Below are 23,880 nucleotides of genomic sequence, written 5' to 3'. Positions count from 1 at the left end.
AAAGGGAGTCATTCATGATCAGTAAAGCAATAGAGTCACTACCTTTTTTAGGCGCTGGCCTAGGTTATAGATACCAGATCCATGATGATATTTTAGCAAATGAAAGTGAAATTGATTTTTTGGAAATTATCACTGAAAAGTATATCGGTGCCCCAGCGCGCACTATCGATTCATTAGCGGAAATGGCGGAGAAGTTTACCATTATCCCTCATGGTGTATCTTTATCTGTTGGGTCAGCACGTAAAGTCTCAAAAACATTTTTGTCTAATGTGAAAGAGGTTGTAGATATACTTAACGCACCTTATTACAGCGATCATCTGGCAACGACAGAATGTCCTGGTATTGATCTTGGTCACTTGTCACCAATTCAGTACAGTGAGGTTACGCTAAAATATACAATCGACAATATTAATATGGTCCAAGATACTCTTGGAATCCCTTTTGTTATCGAGAATATTACTAAAACATTAGAGATCCCAGGCTCAACAATGAGTGAAGAAGAGTTTTTACATCAACTTGTTGATAAAACGGGCTGTGGTATGTTGCTTGATGTTACGAATCTTTATACTAACAGCGTAAATTTCGGCTTCGATGCACTTGAGCGAGCTAAACAGTTACCACTCAATACTGTAGTGCAAGCCCACCTAGCTGGCGGGATATGGCATCATGGTAAGTTAATAGATTCACATTCTGAAGCTATTCCTAATCAAGTGTGGCAATTGTTCGAACGGCTAATTCCATTTATGCCTATCAAAGGTGCATTAATTGAGAGAGATGATAATTACCCTGATTTCAATGAATTGTTATCAGAGGTAAGAATGAGCAAAGATCTTTTGAACACAATTACACCTCGATAATTCCCAAACTAATTGTAGGCAAGCATTAATTTATTTAATGCTCGCCCTACCTATTTACTAATTCAATAAGCAGAACCCATGAAAGCAGCCCAATATAAAGAAGGCAATTTGTCTTTGTTTAAGCGTCTTTGTACCTTTCTTATACCGTATAAATATTCTGTCATGATGGCTATTTTTTGTGTGGCATTATCCGTCTTGATGAATCTATTTCCTCCTTTAATTTATAGAGAAATTATTGACTCGGCTATCCCCAATAAAGATCTACAAGAGCTAACAACATTAATTATTATTTCAATTGGCATATTGGCCTTATCAATGTTGTCGGGGTTAGCTGAGGAGCTTTTTATTAGTCGGTTTGGTTCCGGATTCTGTTTTGATATAAGGTGTCATTTATATCAACACATACAAAGATTACCTTTGTCTTTTTTTTCCAAAGTAGAGAGAGGGGAGCTGCTTTCAAGGTTTAACAGTGACTTGTTAAATATTCAGGTTGCTTTGGCTAGAACTATTCCATCTATTATCACCAATGTCATTACGCTGATTCTAGCCGCATCATTTATGTTCTATATGAACTGGAAGCTTACGCTGATTTCGATCTTAACAGTGCCTGTATACTTTGTGATCCTCTACTTCGTCACCAAAGAAATTAACAAAAAGTCAGCAGAGTCATTTCATTTTGGGGATCAGTTAAACTCAAAAATTTCCGAAGACTTTTCTGTGAATGGTTTTATGTTTTCCAGGTTGAATGGCATCGGAGATAACCAATCTAAACAATTCTCCAATATTGCAAATAATTTGCGTAAGTCTCGTATTGCGATCTCTATGCTGTTTCAAACAAACCGTGTCTCCTTTTCTGCTCTTTCTGGACTAGGGATTGTTTTTGTCTATTACTTCGCTGGACAGCAGTTAATACAAGAAGAATTAACAATAGGAACACTGGTTGCTTTTACTGTATTTACCCAGCGACTTTATCAACCAATCGGCTTTTTATCACACACTGTTCTAGATATATCTAGTGGTGTGGTTAGTTTAAGACGGCTATACAAAGTTCTCGATATGACGCCTGAAAGTCGATTAGGGAATCATCAAATGGAAGTCAGCACAAAAGTAAGCACCGACCAAGAGTATATCTGTTTCGATAACGTGGGGTTTAGCTACACAGAGAATGCGAAACAGCCCGTACTTGAAGGCTTATCCATGTCCATTGCCAAAGGAGAGCGAGTTGCTTTTGTTGGAGGTAATGGTGCTGGAAAATCAACTTTGGCCCTGCTCTTATCTGGTATGTTACCGGTTCAACAAGGCGAAATTAGAATCGGAAACTTAATCATTAATGATGCTTCCGCTGAGCTGATTAGCCAACACGTTAATACGGCCGTTGCTAATGCATTTTTCTTTAATACGTCAATTTTCGAAAATGTTCGCATGGTCAACCCTGATGCAACACCTGACGATGTTTATCAAGCATTAGATAAAGCTAACTGCACATCCTTTATCGACAACTTACCTGAAGGTGTAGATACCGTTATTGGCCAAGACGGCCATCAATTGAGTTCTGGTCAGAAACAGCGCCTATCAGTTGCACGCTTATTTTTGAAAAACTCACCAATTTTCATACTCGATGAAGTGACATCTAACCTAGATGTTGAATCGGAGTATGAAATTCTCAAATCAATAGATGAAATATCAGATGATAACACTGTGATAATCATTACTCATAGCCTAGAGACAATTAGTAAGGCAAATAGAATATTCATGATTGACCAAGGCAAAGTGGTAAATGAAGGCAGTTTAGATAGCCTCATAGAAACCAGCCCTGAATTTAGGAAAATTTTTAATATAAAACAAAATCTAGCCGAAGAAGTGTAAGGAGAAACTGATGTGTGGTATTACTGGTATTTGGCGCTTTGATGGCAAGCCTATTGACCCTGTAGGGTTAACGAAGTTTAACGATGCATTGCTACATAGAGGACCCGATAGCGGAGATATTTTTATAGATGGTAAGCATAATTTAGGGTTAGGGCATCGCCGTCTATCAATCCATGATTTAAGTCAAAATGGTGCCCAACCAATGACTTTTCAAGATCGTTATGCAATTAGCTTCAACGGAGAAATCTACAACTATCGAGAGTTAAGAAGTGAATTAGAGGAAATGGGTTTTCACTTTTTTTCTGACTCTGATACTGAAGTTGCTTTGTATGCGTATGCTCAGTGGGGTGTGGAATGTTTTAAGCGCTTCAATGGCATGTGGGCTATGGCTCTTTGGGATAGTTTTGAAGGCAAGTTGCGTATTTGTATTGACCGGTTTGCTATCAAGTCTTGTTTATATTATAGAGATAGTGCTCAGTTTGCCTTTGCTTCTGAATTAAAAGCTTTTGCTTTACTGCCAGATGCGGATCTACAGCAAAATGTAGAACTCATTAACAGTGCGTTTGTTGGTCAAGCAAATGAATTAAGTCAAACTTTATTTAGTAAGGCAAAACGGATACCAGCAGGGCATTATTTGGAAGTGGATAGTTCTGGCGATATAAGTATGAAGCGCTGGTGGAACACATTACTACATTTACCCGAAGCTCCGAATACTTTCGAAGAACAAGTAGAGCAATTACAAGAACTCATGACGGATTCTGTACGGCTTAGATTAAGTACAGATACTAAATATGGTATCCCGATTAGTGGGGGGATGGATTCTAGTAGTATCATGTTAACAGCCAGAGATGTTCTTGGTGATGATAAGAAACCTTTGGATGGTTTTGTTATAAACAAACAGGGTTTGTTAGATGAAACCGATTTAGCTAAAGAAGTCTGCCATAGAGCTGGTGCAGTGTTGACAGAGGTGAATTCTAGTCCATATCAGGATGCTGATATGTTAGAGAAACTTACTATTTGTTATGAAAATATCGATCCCGCTTCGGAAGGGCCTTATTTGCTTTATAGGAGTATGCGTCAGCAATCTAGGGTTGTGTCATTGGATGGCCATGGAATGGACGAGTTGATGGCGGGGTATGCTTATCATATTGCACCTGCACTGGATGATGCTTTTTCAGGTGTTCCTAATTTAGCTAAAATTTTTGATTTGTCTGTATTGAGTCGCAATATGAGCTTGAACATTGACTCATTAAAACCTTGGGACGGATGGCAAAATACTAAAAGATTCCTTAGAGGTGCCTTCAAGGGGCGCTTTTCAGCCAAGCATAATCCGAATAGTTACACACATGATCAGGAGTGGTACCCTGACCATTTCGATTATCTAAATACAGCGCTATATCATGATGTACACTATGGTTTTTTACAAAATATATTACGTGCGTTTGATTATGCGTCTATGGCACATGGTGTGGAGGCGAGAACACCATTTCTGGATTGGCGACTTGTTACATTTTTATTTTCATTACCGTCAGATAGTAAACTAAAGCACGGTTACACTAAGCGCTTATTACGTCATGCAATGGCGGGCAAATTACCAGACAGTGTGCGATTGAAAAAAAATAAAATTGGATTTATTGACACGAAAAATTACTTTTACAATCCAAACACTCTTGCGTGGGCAAGAGATAAACTGGACTCCCATACAGCCCGTAATTCAAACCTATGGGATCACAAAGAAGTTATGACTATCGTTGATAAGTTAGCTAAACAACAAACATCACACCCTGCTCATTTTAGCATAGTAATGAGAATGGCTCGATTAGTTCACTTGACTGAAAGCTTTGCAGCCGGTCAGCGATCTTTACGTGTGAACGACAATATTGCAGCGATTAAGCCTGCATCGGAAGTTGGTTTTAAACCTAAGACTTCTCAGATAGCCCAGTAACTCGTTAGGTCACCCATACTTATCAGTTGGAGAGGTTAGGCTGCGCGTTATGACCTTCATATTGCTGATAGGTATGACCGTGCTGTTTTAACTTCTCCATTATTAGATTGGTGGAGTTTGAGTATCCAATGCATGTTAGGGGTTGCAGCTAACTATCAATTGACGTAAATCAGCGTCATCGTCCACTCGGATTTGTGAAAACTTACCAGGCCACATAGCTCATTGTCCCAGCAAAGTGCATTACCTACTTAGCTTTTAAATTTGTATCGATGTTTTTCATTGGTGACATGAATAAAAGCGTTTCGAAATCACAAAACCTTTCGAAAATGGACTTCAAAATCGGAAAAGAGAGTGAGATGAAAACAATAAAGTTATTAAAAAACAATGGTTTAAATATTGGCGCGTTATGTGCATTATTTAGGTTGGTTCCTTTTCTATAGGTAACACGAGAAGTGAAAAAATGGATGTAATGATAAAGAATTCAAAAAAGAAAAACGCAACATACAAGTGGTCTATATCGATAGTTTTCCTCATCGTTTTAACGCTAGGTTGGTTGCTCGTTGCGATTGATGAACGTCCCGAAATTCTCCGCAAAGAAAGTTTATTTTCGAATATACAAAAAGGAGAGTTTATTGTGAACGTTGACGGTTATGGGGAGTTTAAGTCGAACGATCAAAAACTCATCACATCTCGTTCGCAAGCGACCGTTGAGAAGGTTTTTCTTAAGCCTGGAGCAAGTGTTAAGCCAGATAGCGTCATTTTAAAATTAAGCAACCCAGAAATAGAAGAAAATGTATTGATCGCTCGTCAAGAATTGGCGAAAGAGTATGCGACGTTAAAGCAAATTGAGCTGTCACAAAAAAGAGAAATTATGACAGAGAAGGTTAAGTTTACAGAGCTGGAAGCCAATTACGAGTTATCTAATATAAATTTTCAGGCGCAATCGGATCTATCAACTAAGGGGATTGTATCAAAGTTGAGTTTTGCCGAAAGTGATATTAAAGCTCAGCAAATGAGAAAGGTGTTGGCCATATATAAAGATCAAATTGAACAGTTGAAGTTGATTCACACTGAGTCTATCAACATGCAAAAAGAGATGATTAAGCAAGCTGAAAGCAACTTACGAATAGCAAAAGATAAACTTGATAATCTTACAATTACAGCTGGCATGACCGGGGTTCTTCAGCAATCTTTCGTCACTTTGGGCCAAACTGTCTCTTCAGGCGCTCAATTAGCTCTTATTTCAGGCACTGAAAACTTAGTGGGGATAATTAAGGTTCCCCAAACACAGGCTGATTTAATCAAGCTAGGGCAAAAGGCAAAAATCAATACACGCAAAGAGATCATACATGGAAAAGTTGCTCGCATCGACCCTGTTGTGACAGATGGTACTGTGAGCGTAGAAATAAAAATGGAAGGGGACTTACCAGACAATATTCGTCCTGAGCTCAGTATTGACGGCACGATTGAAATTGAGTCGATACCAGACACTTTCTTTATTGAGCGTCCAGCAAATATTCAGCCTAATTCAATAGGTAAGTTATACCTAGTGTCAGAGGAACTCAATCACGCTTCAGCGAAAGAAATCACCTTTGGTGCGGAAAGTGGTAGATATATTCAAATACTATCAAATGTCAATGTTGGTGAGACATACATTATTTCTGATACATCTGCGCTTGCAAGTACAGAATCTATTGTAATCAAACAATAAAAGGCCATCATAAATGGAAAAGTTAAAAATAAAAATGAAAAATATCTCCAAGATTTTTTATACCGGAGAAATGGAAACACATGCCTTAAAAGATATTAGCTTCGACATATACGAAGGTGATTATATCTCTATTTCAGGACCGTCTGGGTGCGGTAAGTCCACACTATTATCATTACTTGGCTTATTGGCTCCTCCTTCTAGTGGGCAGTATCTTATTGAAAACGAAGACGTAAGCAATTTGACGCTAACTGAAGCGGCAACAATTCGAAATAGAAAGATAGGGTTTGTATTTCAGCAATTTAATTTAATTGATGAATTAAGCGTGGTTGATAATGTTGCATTACCACTTAAGTATCAAACCCCCCCTGTTCCTTTAAATGAAGCGCGTGATAGAGCTATTAAGTGCCTTAACAGAGTGGATCTAGGCCACAGAGTTGACCATAAACCTAACCAATTATCCGGTGGTCAACAGCAACGAGTTGCTATTGCCCGAGCACTAATTGCCGATCCAGCTATTCTCCTTGTTGATGAGCCAACAGGAAACCTGGATAGTAAAAATGGTGATGTAGTAATGGATATGCTTGAACAACTAAATAAAGATGGAACGACTATCTGTATGGTTACTCACGATGCTCGATATGCAGATATGGCACACCGTCAGCTTCACCTTTTGGATGGTGAGATTGTAGAGCAGAAGCAAAATGTGATGGAGGCTGTGTGAATTATTTTTTGCATGAACTAAAAAGTAGTTTTTTCAGCCTACTAAAAGTTCCAGCATTTTGCTTTACGATTATTCTAACGTTAGGAATTACGCTGGGAGCATTAGTTACTGCCTTTAATTTAAATTATTTAGTATTTGTTAAACCGCTTGTTTACAATGATCATGAGCGCTTAGTGGTTGCAAATCACATAAGGGTCAAAAATCATGAAGTAGATAGTGAAGGTTTTCAAAGTTACCCAAGCTTAGTGGAATGGTATAAGAAAAGTAACTCTTTTGACGAAAAAGCGCTTATCTCAAGTGATGTAACACAAATCACTAGCATAAGTAGCATGCCCCGAATCAACGCCAGCTATGTGACACCGAGTTATTTCAATATTACAACGGCATCGATGCAGTTTGGCCGTGCTTTTAATGAGTCTGAAGGGGTTAATCAATATAAGCCGTCAGTAATTCTCACCGATAAAGCATGGCAAACATTTTTTAATCGTGAGCATGATGTACTTGGAAAAACACTAGCAGTTGAAGATATTCAGTTCGTCGTTGTAGGGGTACTTTCTGCAGATTTTCAACAACCTCAACTAACGGACTTTAGATCTGAAAGCTTAATATATTTACCTTGGGATTATAATACGATTCGTGAGGAGAGCCGCACCAGTTGGGATGATTTCTTGCCTCATATTCAGTTTGTTGGAAAGCTAAAGTCGTCTTTGAAACAACAACAAGCACAACATGAGCTAACAAGCCTCTCTGATTCTGGTTTCCGACGCAATACTCAAGGCTCTGAGTATTGGAAAGACGTGAGCTTACAGGCAAGACTATTAACCTTTGAGCAAGCCATCATTGGTGATAGTGAAACAACAAGCGCGTTATTTTTTGCAGGTGTTCTCGCGCTATTACTTATTGCTGTGGCAAATGCAACAAACTTGTTCTTGTCAAGAATAGTTGAGAAACGCCGCCAATTGGCTATTCAAGCAGCTCTTGGAGCTCAAAAGCAGCATATTTTTAGAGCAATGTTAGCTGAATCTATGTGCTTAACAGCCGGAGCTTTATTATTGGCGATAGCAGTTGCTTGTTGTGGCATATATCTGTTGCAACAAAATGCGGCTGGACAGTTACCGAGATTAGATGAAATGAGCCTTAATTTGCCATCGACCATATTTATGCTTATTTGTGGCATCACGCTTTCTTTTATCTTCGCAGGTACAGCTTCTCTTGCCGTCGATTATCGAGGACTGAGTAGTATGCTTCAATCAAGTGGAAAAGGGTCTGGTCTACAAATTTCATCTCGGTTACGTGTCGCTTTAGCCGCAAGTCAAATTACCTTGGCAATTGTGTTACTTGCAGCAAATTTTTCTTTAATGTTCGTCGCATCAGCTAAAATTTCGCAACCATTAGGCATTAATACTGAAGATACTTACTATTTTACCGTCACTACAGGCAATAAAGATCTAACCGATCTTTCAATAAGCCAGCAAGCAAAGGAACTGAAAAAAGCAATCGAAGCTATGCCTGAAGTGGAAGCCGTTTCGATTATTAGTGCTACGCCTCTATCACCTCGCATGACGCGCTCAGTCACGCACCCCGATAGACCAAGAGATTTTGTCCGTACAAATGTAGTAATTTCAGACAGTGCTCTACAACAAGTTTTTTCTCAAAAAATAATTGCGGGTCGTCAATTTACAGAAATGGAAGTTAGAAACAACGATAAAGTGGTAATGATAAGTCAGACTTTAGCAAAAGTGTTATATGAAGATGAATTGTCCGCAATAAACAAGTCATTAATATACAATGGAGTGACTTATAAAATAACCACTGTTTTAGCTGATATTAATAATCCATCTAGTAATTCTTTTGAAGAAGTACTATATATTCCATCAGAACTAGAAAAGCTAACGTTTGTTTTTAAGAAGAAAGAAGGGGTGCAAATAAGTAAGCAGTCAATAATAAATAGAGTTAGAGACTATGATAGTAAGTTTAGAGTGTTTTTATATTATTCCATGGATGACTTACACTATAGAATACTAAAAAGGGATGTTGCAACTGCGATAATTACAATTTCAATATCTATGCTGACTTTGTTATTGGCTTCTATAGGGCTTTATGGAATTCTTAGTTATAACGTTAAAATGCGACAGTATGAACTGGGTGTTAGGATGGCGATTGGAGCAAACCCTTTTCATATAGTCAAAGATGTTTTAAAAGATAACAGTAAAGCAATATATTGGGGTGGGTCTGTAAGCGTGATTTTAATATCTCTATTTGAGGGTTTAAGAAAGGAATTAGATTTTGTAAACTTTAATATTGATTTTTTACCTGCGTTTACAGCAATGTTAATAACGCTTCTGCTATCTGTTTTTATATCGATAATTTCATTGAACGGCGTAGCGAATAGAAGTCCAATATATTCATTGCGGAATGATGATTAGAAATGGTTTAGCTCTGAGGTTTTTCTCAGAGCTAAAATAATATGGTTACCTGAAGATAAAGGTTGAAACAAATCTTCCAATATTAGAGGTTCTTATTTTGCGCTTAATTGATAAGCTATAGAATTTATTTCTTTTTATTTCAATTGGTTGGGCGATTATTGTGTAGCCCCTATTTGGTGATGTTTTTATAAACCGGGGAAGTTTTGGGTTATCACCCATTGCATCTCTAAGTTTCTTTACTGCAACTCTAACAGCATTGTCTGAAACTATTCTACCAGACCAGACATGCTGCATAAGATCACTAACACTAAGATATGAACCTGTATTTTTCATCATGTAAGCGAGCAAGTCCATTATTAAAGGCTCAATCCGAATGTTTCTACCATAAGAATCTGTTAAAGAGTTTGTATCAAAGTCAATGTAAATTTCGTTTAGTTTATAAACTCCACTTCTGAATTTTTGACTTTCAAATTGTTTTTTTTGTTCTTCATTGGTAACTCCGGGTTGTTCTTTTAATAAACTTCCAATTTTTATATCTCTCGTGAAAGAGTCGGTGTTACTAATCATATTTTTCATTTTTCAATCCATTTAAATGATAGTTCAATACTGTTTTTATTTTTGTGTTGTTAAAGCCCTGCAATATTAAATGTTTGTTCGATAAAATGGAACTATAAATAATTTTTGGTTACATTTGTTGTAAAGTTGTTTTTACAGCTTCGTCTCACTTTAATGCGTGGAGTATTGTGTTAATTTTGTTCGGTTATGGCCTGTTCGATTTTTAGCTGATTAATTTTGATTTTTAAAAATGAGTATTACTAAAACCTAAAAACTAAAAACAAAGTTAACGAGTGTTGATAAATTTCATATGAACTAAAAATAAGAAATAAACAGCTTTTAATCGAACACATTATTAAGTTAAAATGCGAGAGGGAAGGTCATTTACCAATGAATACTTAAACTTTGCTAAGCGCGAGGACTCTTAATATGCAGTCATCTTCTTCTCCTCATATTTTAGTGTTGGACGATAAGTTGGATATTTGCCTTTCGCTCGAATATATTTTGAGCAAAAAAGGATATAAAGTCAGTTATGCACAGACTGTAGAGCAAGGTCTTATCGAAGATCAGGCGTGTAATCCAGAACTGGTGTTAATGGATATGAATTATACATCCGACACTACATCTGGCTGCGACGGTTTGGCACTACTAAAAAAATTACGTGCGAGCAACCCCAACCGAGCTATTGTTGTTATGACTGCGTGGTCGAATACGGAGTTAATTGTTGAATCAATGAAACTTGGCGCTGCCGACTTTATAGAAAAGCCTTGGCAAAATCAGCGACTTTTTCAAATTATAGAACAGCAAATAAAGCTACAAAACTTGGAAAAATCAAGGCAAGGTTTGGTACAGCAACTTGCAGAACAGTCTAATTCGGAAGTGCTTTGGCGTTCCCCTGCAATGAGAAAAGTGATGATGCAAGTTGAAAGGATCAGTCAAACAGATGCATCAGTGCTCATTCTTGGAGAAAATGGCACCGGAAAAAGCTCTCTAGCAAAATACATATATACTCAGTCATCTCGATGCGACAAAAACCTTGTTTCTGTGAATATGGGGGCGATCCCTGTTGACTTGTTTGAAAGCGAAATGTTTGGTCATGTTCGAGGTGCTTTTACGGACGCGAAGTCAGATCGTATCGGTAGATTCTCTATTGCTCATGAGGGCACCTTGTTTCTCGATGAAATAGCTAATATGACAGCGATGCAGCAGAGCAAACTGTTACGTGTATTGGAAAGTGGAGAGTATGAAGCTGTCGGAAGTAGCAATACGCAGCTTGCAAATGTTCGCCTTATCTGTGCAACTAATGCTGAATTGAGAGACTTGATAGAGCAAAGAAAATTTCGTGAAGATTTATATTATCGTATAAATACATTCGAAATAACCATGCCTCCGCTAAGAGAGCGACGAGAAGATATTAGCTTATTAGCCACACATTTCGTCAATTTACACAGCAAAAAATATAACCGACCGACACCTAAAATTACTGCTAGTGCAAATCGGGCTTTGGAGGGGTACTACTGGTCAGGCAATGTTAGAGAGCTTAGCCATGTTATGGAGCGGGCGGTATTACTTTGCTCGTCCGAAACTATCGACAGTGACGTTTTAAATATCGTGCCTACATCGGCTCAGATCGAGAGCTGCCCGTTAACAACTTTAGCAGAAGCGGAATGTACTCTTATTATCAGGTCGCTTGAAGAAACCAGAGGCTGCACGGCAGAGGCTGCGAAAATTCTAGGGTTGAGTACTAGTGCTCTATATAGAAGAATGGAAAAGTATCAAATCAAATATGGCTAAAATGTCTTTGGAACGTATCGTATTTGTGGTATTAGGCTGCTGGGTAGGCCTTCTAAGTCTTGCCTGTATGATTATTTTCTGGTTATTAACTTCTCAGTTAGTGTTGAGCATTTTGATGATGTTGCCATTTACTATGCTATTTAGCTATGTAGCTATGGTTCAGTACAGCAGGTTGCTTGGGTTTTATATCGGTATTAACGGGCATCTTGATGCAATCATCAACGGTGATCATCGCCGCAGAGTAAGACGGCGATTTGAGCACGGATTAGGCTTCGATATTCAAGATAAGCTAATCAATCTCAGTAAAGAGATCCATTTGGCTCATACACGCTATGATCAGAGTAAGTTAATTATTTACGACTTGTTGGAAGAGTTAGACCTACCTATGCTTATACTCAACGAAAAAAGCCAGTTGATTCGAGCAAACGGCGCGTTTTCAAACTTCACTGGATACGCATGGCAGTTACAGCAAAAAAAGTTAGCAGATCGCTTTGGTTTGCATAGAGTGGGTGAGACGTGGGAGTTCACTGATTTTGATATAAATAAACGCTGGTTGATTAGGCACAGTAAGCTTTATCATGATGGTAAGGCTCACGAGTTGTTAATTTTTATCGACCAACACTCTACGATTAGAAAAACACAAACGGAAGCGTGGCAAAAGCTAATTCGGGTCATTAAGCATGAAATAGGTAACTCGCTCACACCAATTCAATCCTTAAGTTTGTCACTCTCGGAAAACGAACCCTTAACTCCAGGCGGTCAGAAAATATTAAGTATTATCCATAAGAGAGCGGTGGGCCTACAATCATTTATAAATGCTTACGTGCAGTGCAGCAAAAGGCCTGAACCTAATTACAGACTTACTAGCATAAAGAATGTATACCAACGAATTAAGGTGTTATTTCCAGAAGGAAAGTTGGTTCTTGACGGTGACTTGATAGAATTTGTGTCAGATCCTGCATTGTTAGAACAAACATTGATCAATTTGATAAAAAATGCCTTTGAAGCAAGTGAAGCTGAACAGTTAGTTGTGCTCAGGTGCTTTACAAAATCAAATCAAGTGTTTATCGAGGTCGCAGATAGAGGCTGTGGCATTCAAAATCTCGAAAATATCCAAACGCCATTTTATAGTACCAAAGAAAATGGGCAAGGCCTCGGTTTAGAGTTATGTCGGTCCTTAATTGAAAGTCAACAAGGAGAGTTACATATCAAAAACCGCAAGAATGAAAAAGGAGCAATTGCAAGAATAACATTGCCTCTACACCATCCAAGCTCACCTCATAAGGGCTGATGACTAGAAGCTTTACTTGTTACACACCCGTTCTTCATATGTGTCGGTTTATTTGAGTATTACTCGCCGCTGCTCAAGTTGGTAATGACCACTATCATGAAAAGAACGATTCAAACGTACTTGATAAGGTATCGCTTCAACTAAGATTGGTTCAATCCAAGCGTAAATACAAACTATTAGTTCTGGGATAGTGAATTTGCTTATGGTGACTTAAGTGTGTTATTGATAACTATTGCGTTCAATTTCGCCTTTTTTGGCCATTTAGCTTGCTTGATACCTGTTCGGCTATCTGAAATAATAAAAAAATTAATATATTGAATATCAATTGGCTTCACGACGTGTACAATTATAGTTTCGAAATAACGATTAAAGCGGCCTGCTTTTAAACACTATTGTTATCGGTTTCAGAAGCTGGATTGTAAATGACAGCATTATAATAACTCCAATAAAAAACGATGTTTAAATGGCGACAATGAATGAAGTTAGTTTTTCAAGGAAAGTAAAAGAAGTTCATTTTGGGGCTTGGGTGTTTGATCCCAAAACCCAAACCCTTTCAGATGGAGAAGTTGAAAGAGAACTTGAACCTTTATTATTTAAGTTACTTTCTTATTTTATTATCAACAATGACCAAGTAATCACTCGTCAAAACCTGGTTGACGATGTTTGGTGCCAAAATTATGTCGATGATAACGCCATAAACCGCGCTATTTCTGAACTGCGAAAAATACTGAAATCGGATAAGCAAAGGGGCTTAGTGTTAAAAACACATTATCGAAAAGGATATAGCTTCGTTTTCGAGCCTATCATTATTTATCATGACCAACTATCTACCGAAACCCAGCACACTTCTCCAGACATTCCATTTACACAAAATCACATTAACAGCGCAATTAAAAATACAGGGCAAGGTAAGCGAGCTAAAAGCATAAAAGCTGTAACTTTCATTGCTGGGGCTTTAGCCCTGATGTTAATTGGTAGTCAATTTACCCCTTCAGTAGAATCGGCTCCCGATGTGATAGAAAAGCCTATTGAAGAAAGTGTTTTGTCTTGGATAGAGGGGCGTTATACCTTACTTAACTTATCTCCAGACAAACGTCAGTTGCTTTTCGCATTTATTCCTAGTGATGGGGAAAACTATACGCTGGTTGTTAAGGATCTGAATACTGGCTACGAAAAGCGCTTAGGCGAAGAGCAGGTTAACTATTTCCCAGTTGGATGGTCAGTTGACTCAAGTACAGTTTATTATCGTATTGTTAAAGAAGATACTTGCCAAGTTTGGCGCTTAAATGCTGATTTTAACTCAAGCAGTGAGTACCTTTTCCCATGTGAACCTGCTGGGTTATCTGGAATTGGTGTTGATAATACTCACTTTATATATTCTAAACGCGGATATAGAAATAAAGATGAGTTGGCAGCATTGACTAGCCGGGACTTGGTTTCCGGTGAAGAGTATCAAATCACATCACCTAACTTGAACTCTTACGGTGATAATTTGTTGGCATATATCCCAGAGAAGGAAACCATCATATTTGAACGTTTGCAGTTCGATACCAGTGAGCTGTATATGACCGACTTAGATGGTGGCAATCAGGTTAAGCTGTACGAAGCGGAAAATAGAATTTGGGCCCTTAACTATGATCGCTCGAAAAATATGTTGGTTTGGCTCGATACAGTTGAAAGCAAAGTCTATGGGTATTCTCTCACTGAAAATAAACTATCAAATGTCACTAAATTGCTAGGTAATATTAACTATGCAAGCTATCAGTCTGTCGGGCTGAATGAGTTTTTAACGGTAAGCTATCCATTCTTACAAGACATCTATACCTATGATCCAACAACAGACCAACTAACAGAAAAAATTAAGAGCCCTTACGAAGATGTATTTGCCCTAGATGTGCAAGATCACACCATCTTATTAAGACGACTCGGCAATAAACTGGCAATCAAGAAAATTAGCAGTGATGGACAGGTATCGCAGCTGGGCTTACCAGACGGACAATATACTGGGATAAGTTACGACAAGGAACAAGATCAACTATTAGTTCAATATCAAAATAAGATAGAAGTATATGATTATGGGTCTTTGTCTCTTATTGCATCTGTAGTGGTAGATGGAATCATCATATCGTCAGAGTTTTTACTTAATAATCGCATAGGGTATGTAGTACTTGATGAGCAAAAAGTGAGAAGCCGAGCTTATATTTATTCACTAGAAGATAGCAAAGAAACTAAATTACCAATGGTTAACTTACGCTGGGTGGGTCAACTTAATGAATACCAGTATGTCACTCTGTCATCAGATGACAAAGTGCTACTTTACGATGCTAAAAAAGGTGAAGTGTCAGCAACTGTCAATTTGCCCAAAGCGTTATATAAACATTCTGAAGCTATTGGCAACGGTCTTTACTATCACTCGGATGGTAAGAGTATTTACCGAGTGGACTTTTATGCAGAAGAACCTCTTACGGAGATTTACTCCGTTGATGCATCAAAATTTGTTATTCAAAATCTACGTATCTCAGAAACCTCCGGCCAGTTACTACTGGATATTTTGGAAGTGAGACAAAATCAGCTATTAAAAGTCAAAGTTCTAGACTAATTTGACTACCCACACAGAGCTATTGATATCAACAATAGCTCTTCATTAAAGTTTCTTTTCTTATTCTTCGCTCTCAACCTGCTATGAGTTCCTTGTAGTGCATTCTTTTGGTGTTATTTGATCTAATGCAAATGTCGACTTTCGATGAAGTGGTATTAATAAATCGCCTGTCGAGTGAATTTAGGCGATTTCTTCGTGAAAATATAGCAATAGTATTTCTATCGTAGGTATTTCTATATCAGTTTTGATTTTTATCTCATAAGGAACGATGCGTCAAATATTATGACTTGAAAACACTTTTGTATTTAAAATAAAAGTATATATAACAATGTATTACAGGTTAATAAATAAGGTTTTATAATTTCTTGTTTTTGTCTTGTTTGGGTAATGTAGTTATCAAGCAAAGCGGGCCAGATGAATGGCACTGTGGATTGAGCACTTACATTTAAACAATAAGAAGGAAAACAAAATGTTTTTGAAACTTAAAACTAAAAAACTAAAGAAGCTGGTAAATAACGAAACATTGAACACTCAGCAAACAAAGAAAATAGCGGGTGGTACAAATACAGACACTGTTAATCCAACAACATCATATGCGGATTAGTCATGTGAAGCAAAAATGCGGCATTAAAGACGATTGGGAATTAGATTTTTGATTGAAATAAATGGATTGTTAATAGCGCCATTAATGATGACTACTTTGGTGGGAAAGCTGACATTTCAAGCTCCAACAACAGAGTATTATTATGCCAGAGAGGCAGGGGTTGTCGTTGAGAGTGTGTTTGAGCCGGGTAATACGGTTCAAAAAGGTGATGTTATTTTAAAATACCTCACTGAGCTAGACAAAGAGACTCTAAAGCAATTGAACGTTAATCAAGAAGGATTTGTTGATTACGTTCGCAGAGCCTCTGAGCAGGGAGGAAGTTACAACTCTGGGGATATCCTAGCAAAAGTCAGCAGCAATACATCAATGGGTATATTGCTGGTAGAAGGAGTAGCATTTCAAGGCATGTCTAGTCCTGAACAATTATGGACATGCCTAAATGGTGTCAAGAAGCGCGTTACGGTTAACGGTGTTCACGACAATCAGGTACTCTTATCTGTTAAACTCAGTGAAGCTGATTATAGTAACAAAGTGTGGTATCAAAATGAGTCACAAGTGACTTTGTCAACAAATGAGAGGCCTTGTGCACAGTAGCTGCTTTGGCCCTTTTTTTTGATTTAACCTCTGCACTAAAGTAAACCTCTGCACTAAAGTAAACCTCTGCACTAAAGTAAACCTCTGCACTAAAGTAAACCTCTGCACTAAAGTAAACCTCTGCACTAAAGTAAACCTCTGCACTAAAGTAAACCTCTGCACTAAAGTAAACCTCTGCACTAAAGTAAACCTCTGCACTAAAGTAAACCTCTGCACTAAAGTAAACCTCTGCACTAAAGTAAACCTCTGCACTAAAGTAAACCTCTGCACTAAAGTAAACCTCTGCACTAAAGTAAACCTCTGCACTAAAGTAAACCTCTGCACTAAAGTAAACCTCTGCACTAAAGTAAACCTCTGCACTAAAGTAAACCTCTGCACTAAAGTAAACCTCTGCACTAAAGTAAACCTCTGCACTAAAGTAAACCTCTGCGACAAAGTAAACCTCTGCGACAAAGTAAACCTCTGCGACAAAGTAAACCTCTGCGACAAAGTAAACCTCTGCGACAAAGTAAACCTCTGCGACAAAGTAAACCTCTGCGACAAAGTAAACCTCTGCGACAAAGTAAACCTCTGCGACAAAGTAAACCTCTGCGACAAAGTAAACCTCTGCGACAAAGTAAACCTCTGCGACAAAGTAAACCTCTGCGACAAAGTAAACCTCTGCGACAAAGTAAACCTCTGCGACAAAGTAAACCTCTGCGACAAAGTAAACCTCTGCGACAAAGTAAACCTCTGCGTTGATGGGAGTCAGGCCCACATGGGCCAATTTAGCAATATTGTCGATGTATCTTAATATCGAGACCGCTCTGCTGGTTCGGGTGAATATTTTGATAAGCTTTTGTGTTTTTTGCACAATTTGAAGCTATTGTTATCAATTAAAACGGAAGCTTAATGGAAGATAACAATCAGTGCTAAATTGTTGTTTTTTATGTTTTTATTTTTGATTTTATAAATTTGACGCTATGTTTTTAATGGGACAGAATCGTTTCACTCCTTGATTGAATTCGCAATTAACAAAATAACGGGGTTTGAAATGAAAGAGCTAAAAATGGCAAATGAAAATGTCTCGCTTGTTAACTTTAATAAAATAAATGTACTCATGGCTGATTTTGAAAAAGCCAGTGATACACAAGATTTAACCTCAATCTTAAAGAAAGAGGCATTAGAGTGTGGTTATAACGTACTGGGTGTTTTAGATTACAACCCTCTATCTGCCCAGTCATATCAACTTAACTATTTTGGTGAAATAGATAAAGAACTGGCGAAGTCTCTAGATTCAGATGATGGCTATCTTCACTGTAAGAATGGTTTAAGAATCAAACCTCTGTCACAGGTTATCGAATATAAAGATAGCTGTTGTGGGTTGTATCTGCTGCCGTTAAGAGGGGTTGCAGGAATAGCTGGTGGGATCATATTTGATATACCTGAAACTGTAGAAACGTTTGGTAGCATTGAAATGATAGATTGGTACTGGACGATACTGTCTCCGTATCTACTAAATGCGGCGATTCGCTGTAGAACAGGTAGTGTTAACATTACAAAAAGAGAAAAGGACTGTCTGGTTTGGGCGTGTGAGGGCAAAACATCTTGGGAGATAAGCCAAATATTAGGTATCTCAGAGAGAACAGTTAACTTCCACTTATCAAATTGTATTGTCAAGACAGACAGCGCAAACCGCCAGCAGGCTATTGTAAAATGCCTTGTGAAAAACTTGATTTAAGGTCAGATAGGCCATTAACAGCAATATTATTGAATTAATGCCGCTGTTTATACAACCAAAAACAAAGCTTGGTTGATAGATTCGTCAGTGAGGTAATGAATATGCCTTGGCGTGAAATAGAATATATAAGTTAGATGCGGAACTTTTCATAATGCTGATAATTTCAGTTAGAATAAGGGCATAAATGCTTGGGCACAAAAGCGCCTTCAATACTTAATATGGGATTCTATTTCGATGTCACTCACTACAATTATATTAGCCGCGGGCAAGGGTACTCGCATGCGTTCAAAGCTACCAAAGGTTCTTCATCCTGTTGCAGGCCGACCAATGGTGCAGCATGTCATTGATAATGCTGCTGCTTTAGGTTCGAAAAACATCAATTTGGTTTATGGACATGGTAAAGAACAACTACAAACTGCGTTGTCCCACAATGAAGTAAATTGGGTTTTACAAAAAGAGCAACTCGGTACTGGTCATGCTGTTGCTGTAGCAAAGGAACATATTGATGACCAAGACAAAGTACTTATTTTGTATGGTGATGTGCCACTGACTAAAACAGAAACGTTGCAACGCTTACTCGCAGTGACACCTGCTAATGGTATGGCCGTATTGACCGTAACTTTAGACAACCCCAACGGGTATGGACGTATGCTGCGTGAAAATGGCAAGTTAGTTGGTATTGTTGAACAAAAAGACGCAACGGCACAGCAGCTCGATATTAAAGAAATCAATACCGGTATTATGGCTGTAAATGGGCAGCTGTTAAAAAAATGGCTTGATGCGTTATCGAACGACAATGCACAAGGCGAATATTACCTAACGGATATTGTGGCGATGGCTCACAATGATGGTGTGGAGATCGCCTCCGCTCAACCTGATGATGCGATGGAAGTTGAAGGGGCGAATAACCGTGTACAACTGGCAGGGATTGAGCGTGCTTACCAGGCTTGGCAAGCAGAGTCGTTGATGTTGAACGGTGCCAGTTTAGCCGACCCTAGCCGTATTGATGTACGCGGAATAGTGACAACAGGTCAGGATGTACAGATTGATGTTAACGTGATCTTTGAAGGGTCAGTTGAAATTGGCGATGACGTGGTAATTGGGCCTAATTGTGTGCTGAAAAATTGCGTGATTGGCAATGGTGTGGTGATTAAAGCAAACACGTTAATTGAAGACGCAAAAGTCGGGGACAAATGTACACTGGGGCCATTCGCAAGATTGCGGCCTGGGGCTGTGATGGAAGAGGATTCTCACGTAGGTAATTTCGTTGAGATGAAGAAAACCCGTTTGGGTAAGGGTTCCAAGGCGAATCACCTTACGTATTTAGGCGATGCCGACATTGGCGAAAAAGTAAATATTGGTGCTGGCACGATTACCTGTAACTACGATGGCGTAAATAAGTCGAAAACAGTAATCGGTAATAACGCTTTTATTGGTTCAAATACAGCGCTTGTGGCACCTGTAACGATTGGTGATACCGCCACCGTTGGAGCGGGCTCGGTCATCACATCAGCTGTCGCTGATGAACAGCTAGCTATCGCTCGCGCTAAGCAGCGTAATTTATCAGGCTGGCAAAGACCTGTGAAAAAGTCCTAATCCCTATTGGTGTGTATGACTTTTGTATACACACCAGCATGATGATTTATGTGGCTTCTTAGCTTTGCTCTGCGCTAGATATACCAAAGGATGTAGCTGAATTGGTAACTGGGTGGTCAAGTTCCTTTTTGTTACTTGCCATGATACATTGTCAACTTAATTGAAAAAATATTAACAATAATATTACCGAAGTAGAGTTATGGAAAATTTATTCCGCAAAGAAGTAATGGAACACAAGCGGCATCGACTAGACGGGGCAGTTTCACTCGTACAACCGCCACTATTCAAAACACTGACTATTTTAATATTCACAGTGGTTGTGATCAGTATTGTTTTTCTATCAATAGGCCAATATACGCGTAAAGAGCGTGTCAGTGGTGTCGTCGAGCCTAATACTGGAATACTAAGACTTAAAGCACCGCAAACAGGTGTTATTTCAGAAATTTTGGTTAATGAGGGTGAGTATGTTGCCAAAGGTGCACCCATTTTACGCATTGCTTCAGCTAAACACAGTAAACATGCTGTTGAGTTGAATCAGGCGTTGTTGAACCAATACAGTTTTCAGTTGCAGAGTCTGGAACAACAATTGTTGCACCAAAAAAGACAAAACTCTCTGGCAATGACTGAACTTGAACAGCAAAAAGCAACGGCAAAAGCGCGTTTGGCTGAGCTTGAGCAACAATCTCAAACTTTTACTGAAAGGCTGAAGCTGAATGAAACCATGGTGTCACAGATCAGTACCCTCAAAGGCAGTGGCTACATTTCAGAGTTGGAGCTGCAAAGACAGCGCGATACTTTACTATCTCTAAAACAACAAGCCTCTAGTATTCAATCCGAACGTTTGTCGTTATTAAGCCAGATAGAGCAACTCAATAATCAACTCGAGAAGCTTCCCCTAGAACAAAGCAATCATTTGTCTCAGTTACAATCGCAAAAAGCAGACTTACAAATTCGTTTATCGTCCGTTGAGCAACAGCGTTTGGGAGAGCTTAGGGCACCAAAATCAGGTATTGTCAGCGGTTTAATGGCGAAGGTAGGTAAGAATGTAATGGAAGGACAAAACCTTCTTACTGTTTTGCCTGAGAACAGTCAAATGCAGGCCGTTATTTTTGTACCTACGTCAGCGTTTGGTTTTATTAATGAAGGACAAAAAACACGATTACGATATCACGCCTTCCCATATGAAAAGTTTGGTGTTTATGACGGCACAGTGATTGAAGTAAGCCAAAGCGTTATTTTTCCTGATGAAACCAACACGCCGGGCATTATCTCAGCCCCAGCGTATCGAGTTGTGGTAGCGCTTGATAATCAAGAAGTACAGGCTTATGGCAAAGCGTCTGCATTACGTCCAGGTATGACGTTGGACGCCGACATTATCATCGAAGAACGATCGTTACTAAGGTGGTTATTCGATCCAATATTCAGCATTCAAGGTCAGCTATAAGCTGTATAAATGAGAAATAAGGCGGCTTAATATGCACATTGAAGACAACTCTCCTGTGGCTAAGCTACAGTTCTGGTCAAGGAAATCACTGCCCATTATTTTGCAATCTGAGGCGGCTGAATGTGGTCTTGCCAGTTTAGCGATGGTTGCAGCCTACCATGGCTACCACAGTGACCTGATCTCCTTAAGACAAAGGTTTAATATTTCTTTAGAAGGTGCGACGCTACTCGATATCATGCACTTTGCTGAAAAACTAGAGTTAACATCGCGTCCACTGCGTATTGAGCTTGACGATCTCGATGCTTTGCAAACTCCGTGTATTTTGCATTGGGATATGAATCATTTTGTGGTGCTTAAAAAAGCCAATGAAAAGCGCATCGTGATCCATGATCCAGCTGCGGGAGAAAAAACCTTTACCCTAGAAGAAGCGTCAAAGCACTTTACCGGAATTGCGTTAGAACTGACCCCAACAAAAAACTTTGAACAACAAGAAGCTAAACCGTCACTCAAGTTTTCTGACTTTTGGAGTCGTATCACTGGCTTAAAGCGTTCATTGACACTGATATTTGTTCTGTCAATGTTGCTACAAGTGTTTACGTTAGCGTCGCCTTACTACATTCAATTGGTGATTGATGATGTTGTGCTCACAGGAGATACCTCACTTTTAACGGTCTTGGCGGTGGGGTTCTTTTTGGTAATGGTGTTTGAAATTGCCACTAATGCATTACGTGGCTTCACACTTTTGCATTTCGGTAATCAAATGAACATCCAACTAGGTGCCAACTTGTTTCACCATCTTGTACGTTTACCTCTGAGTTATTTCGAGACGCGTCATATGGGTGATGTGGTTTCTCGTTTTGGCTCGTTACAGCAGGTAAAACAATTACTTACCACAGGAGTCATCGAGGCGATAATTGATGGTCTGATGGCGATTATCACACTGGCTATGATCTTTTTCTACAGCCCCTTATTGTCGGCCGTCGTGTTGGTGGCTGTGGTGTTATACGCTTTGGTGCGGATCGCCATGTACAAACCATTTCGTACCATTAGTGAGCAGGAAATAATGGCGCGCGCGGAAGAAAACTCTAACTTTATGGAAACCGTCAGAGGTATCCAAACTATCAAGTTATTTGGCTCCGAGGTGAAACGAGAAGGTCAGTGGCAAAATCGTTATGCCAACGCCATTAATCAGAATATTCGTCTAGGTAATTTTCAGATAGGCTATGACGCGGTTAATAAGGCGCTGTTTGGCATAGAAAACATTGTGGTTGTGTATCTTGCGGCAAACCTCGTTATTCAAGGCGGTTTCAGTACCGGTATGCTCTTCGCGTTTATGGCGTATAAGCGCCAGTTTATGGATAAAACAGCCAATCTTATCGAGAAGTTTATCGAGTTTAAAATGCTTGGTTTGCACTTTGACCGTATCGCGGATATCGCATTGACCAATAAAGAACAGCTACAACCTGATCAAGTAAAACGTCATACCTTAGCTGGCAATATAGAGGTCAAAAATGTCAGCTTTGCATATTCAGATGCCAGTGCAAATGTGATCAATGAACTGAGCCTGAAAATCAACGCAGGAGAATCGGTTGCTATCACAGGGCCATCTGGTTGCGGTAAGTCAACTTTACTCAAAATTATGCTGGGTTTGATCCCCGTTAAAAGTGGTGAAATCTTGATTGATGGTATTCCGCTTGAGCAACTGGGGGCGCGTCAATATCGTCAACAAATCGCAGCCGTGATGCAAGATGATGAATTATTGTCGGGCTCAGTGGCAGATAACATCGCGTTTTTTGAAACGCCTATTGATATGGCTCGCGTGGTGTATTGTGCTGAATTGGCAGCTATTCATGATGATATTAGCGCTATGCCAATGGGGTATGACAGTCTAATAGGCGATATGGGTTCAAGCCTCTCAGGGGGTCAAAAACAACGTATTATTTTGGCGCGGGCTTTATATAAAAACCCCAAAATATTGTATATGGATGAGGCAACAAGCCATTTAGATACAAGTCTTGAGTCTGACATTAATGATGCAGTATCTCGTTTGAAAATCACGCGGGTGATCATCGCACACCGTAAAGAAACGATAGCCTCAGCAGATAGAGAAATAAAGCTGACCAAATATAAAGAAGCCAATACAGAAGAAGCATAATC

Annotated in this window: 17 protein-coding genes; 15 read left to right on the top strand and 2 right to left on the bottom strand. The window is 39.0% G+C overall.

Features of this window, described 5'->3' with window-relative positions:
* Positions 1-14: 14 nt before the first annotated feature.
* From BIW53_RS03515 to BIW53_RS03490, 6 genes are all read left to right on the top strand, one after another.
* The gene (locus BIW53_RS03515) at positions 15-857 is read left to right on the top strand and encodes an MbnB/TglH/ChrH family RiPP precursor modification enzyme (protein WP_084228057.1); all 843 of its coding nucleotides are present in this window, start codon (positions 15-17) and stop codon (positions 855-857) included.
* Between the two features lie 78 nt (positions 858-935).
* Positions 936-2,723 carry an ABC transporter ATP-binding protein gene (locus tag BIW53_RS03510; RefSeq protein WP_070990433.1) on the top strand — a complete coding sequence of 596 codons (1,788 nt, stop codon included), beginning with the start codon at positions 936-938 and terminating at the stop codon, positions 2,721-2,723.
* A gap of 10 nt (positions 2,724-2,733) precedes the next feature.
* Complete coding sequence (gene asnB, locus BIW53_RS03505; protein WP_070990432.1) at positions 2,734-4,668, top strand: asparagine synthase (glutamine-hydrolyzing); 1,935 nt, start codon at positions 2,734-2,736, stop codon at positions 4,666-4,668.
* 460 nt (positions 4,669-5,128) lie between these two features.
* The gene (locus BIW53_RS03500) at positions 5,129-6,379 is read left to right on the top strand and encodes an HlyD family secretion protein (protein ID WP_070990431.1); all 1,251 of its coding nucleotides are present in this window, start codon (positions 5,129-5,131) and stop codon (positions 6,377-6,379) included.
* Between the two features lie 13 nt (positions 6,380-6,392).
* Positions 6,393-7,100: an ABC transporter ATP-binding protein gene (locus BIW53_RS03495; protein ID WP_070990430.1), complete on the top strand. Its 708-nt coding sequence runs from the start codon at positions 6,393-6,395 to the stop codon at positions 7,098-7,100.
* The gene (locus BIW53_RS03490) at positions 7,097-9,526 is read left to right on the top strand and encodes an ABC transporter permease (RefSeq protein WP_070990429.1); all 2,430 of its coding nucleotides are present in this window, start codon (positions 7,097-7,099) and stop codon (positions 9,524-9,526) included. Before BIW53_RS03495 ends, BIW53_RS03490 begins: the two co-directional genes overlap by 4 nt.
* A 45-nt stretch (positions 9,527-9,571) precedes the next feature.
* Here the strand turns inward: BIW53_RS03490 and BIW53_RS03485 are convergent, their stop codons facing one another.
* A complete protein-coding gene (locus BIW53_RS03485; protein ID WP_070990428.1) occupies positions 9,572-10,102 on the bottom strand; it encodes a winged helix-turn-helix domain-containing protein in 531 nt (176 codons plus the stop codon).
* Between the two features lie 408 nt (positions 10,103-10,510).
* Here BIW53_RS03485 and BIW53_RS03480 point away from each other — a divergent pair, with 408 nt between their 5' ends.
* The 5 genes from BIW53_RS03480 to BIW53_RS20650 all read left to right on the top strand — a co-directional run bounded on the left by BIW53_RS03480 (position 10,511) and on the right by BIW53_RS20650 (position 16,963).
* A complete protein-coding gene (locus BIW53_RS03480; protein ID WP_070990427.1) occupies positions 10,511-11,875 on the top strand; it encodes a sigma-54-dependent transcriptional regulator in 1,365 nt (454 codons plus the stop codon).
* Entirely contained in the window at positions 11,868-13,166 is a 1,299-nt protein-coding gene (locus BIW53_RS03475; RefSeq protein ID WP_070990426.1) for a sensor histidine kinase, read from the top strand. Before BIW53_RS03480 ends, BIW53_RS03475 begins: the two co-directional genes overlap by 8 nt.
* 463 nt (positions 13,167-13,629) lie before the next feature.
* Positions 13,630-15,765 carry a winged helix-turn-helix domain-containing protein gene (locus tag BIW53_RS03470; protein ID WP_084228056.1) on the top strand — a complete coding sequence of 712 codons (2,136 nt, stop codon included), beginning with the start codon at positions 13,630-13,632 and terminating at the stop codon, positions 15,763-15,765.
* A gap of 469 nt (positions 15,766-16,234) precedes the next feature.
* Positions 16,235-16,369: a hypothetical protein gene (locus BIW53_RS21185; RefSeq protein ID WP_281179858.1), complete on the top strand. Its 135-nt coding sequence runs from the start codon at positions 16,235-16,237 to the stop codon at positions 16,367-16,369.
* Between the two features lie 48 nt (positions 16,370-16,417).
* Positions 16,418-16,963: a hypothetical protein gene (locus BIW53_RS20650; protein ID WP_139158771.1), complete on the top strand. Its 546-nt coding sequence runs from the start codon at positions 16,418-16,420 to the stop codon at positions 16,961-16,963.
* Here the strand turns inward: BIW53_RS20650 and BIW53_RS03460 are convergent.
* On the bottom strand, positions 16,875-17,816 hold the full coding sequence (locus BIW53_RS03460) for a hypothetical protein (RefSeq protein WP_070990423.1): 942 nt from the start codon (positions 17,814-17,816) through the stop codon (positions 16,875-16,877). The two genes, BIW53_RS20650 and BIW53_RS03460, sit on opposite strands and share 89 nt — an antisense overlap.
* A 180-nt stretch (positions 17,817-17,996) precedes the next feature.
* On the opposite strand from BIW53_RS03460, the gene BIW53_RS03455 reads away from it, so the two are divergent.
* From BIW53_RS03455 to BIW53_RS03440, 4 genes are all read left to right on the top strand, one after another.
* Complete coding sequence (locus BIW53_RS03455; protein ID WP_070990422.1) at positions 17,997-18,683, top strand: helix-turn-helix transcriptional regulator; 687 nt, start codon at positions 17,997-17,999, stop codon at positions 18,681-18,683.
* Between the two features lie 234 nt (positions 18,684-18,917).
* Positions 18,918-20,279, top strand: a complete 1,362-nt coding sequence (gene glmU, locus BIW53_RS03450; RefSeq protein ID WP_070990421.1) for a bifunctional UDP-N-acetylglucosamine diphosphorylase/glucosamine-1-phosphate N-acetyltransferase GlmU — start codon at positions 18,918-18,920, stop codon at positions 20,277-20,279.
* A gap of 199 nt (positions 20,280-20,478) precedes the next feature.
* A complete protein-coding gene (locus BIW53_RS03445; RefSeq protein ID WP_070990420.1) occupies positions 20,479-21,723 on the top strand; it encodes an HlyD family secretion protein in 1,245 nt (414 codons plus the stop codon).
* Between the two features lie 31 nt (positions 21,724-21,754).
* The gene (locus BIW53_RS03440; protein ID WP_070990419.1) at positions 21,755-23,878 is read left to right on the top strand and encodes a peptidase domain-containing ABC transporter; all 2,124 of its coding nucleotides are present in this window, start codon (positions 21,755-21,757) and stop codon (positions 23,876-23,878) included.
* Positions 23,879-23,880: the final 2 nt, after the last annotated feature.

Source organism: Pseudoalteromonas byunsanensis (assembly GCF_001854475.1).
Lineage (GTDB): Bacteria > Pseudomonadota > Gammaproteobacteria > Enterobacterales > Alteromonadaceae > Pseudoalteromonas > Pseudoalteromonas byunsanensis.
The sequence above is the reverse complement of the archived record's forward strand: the minus strand, read 5'-3'. Positions and strand labels throughout refer to the sequence as shown.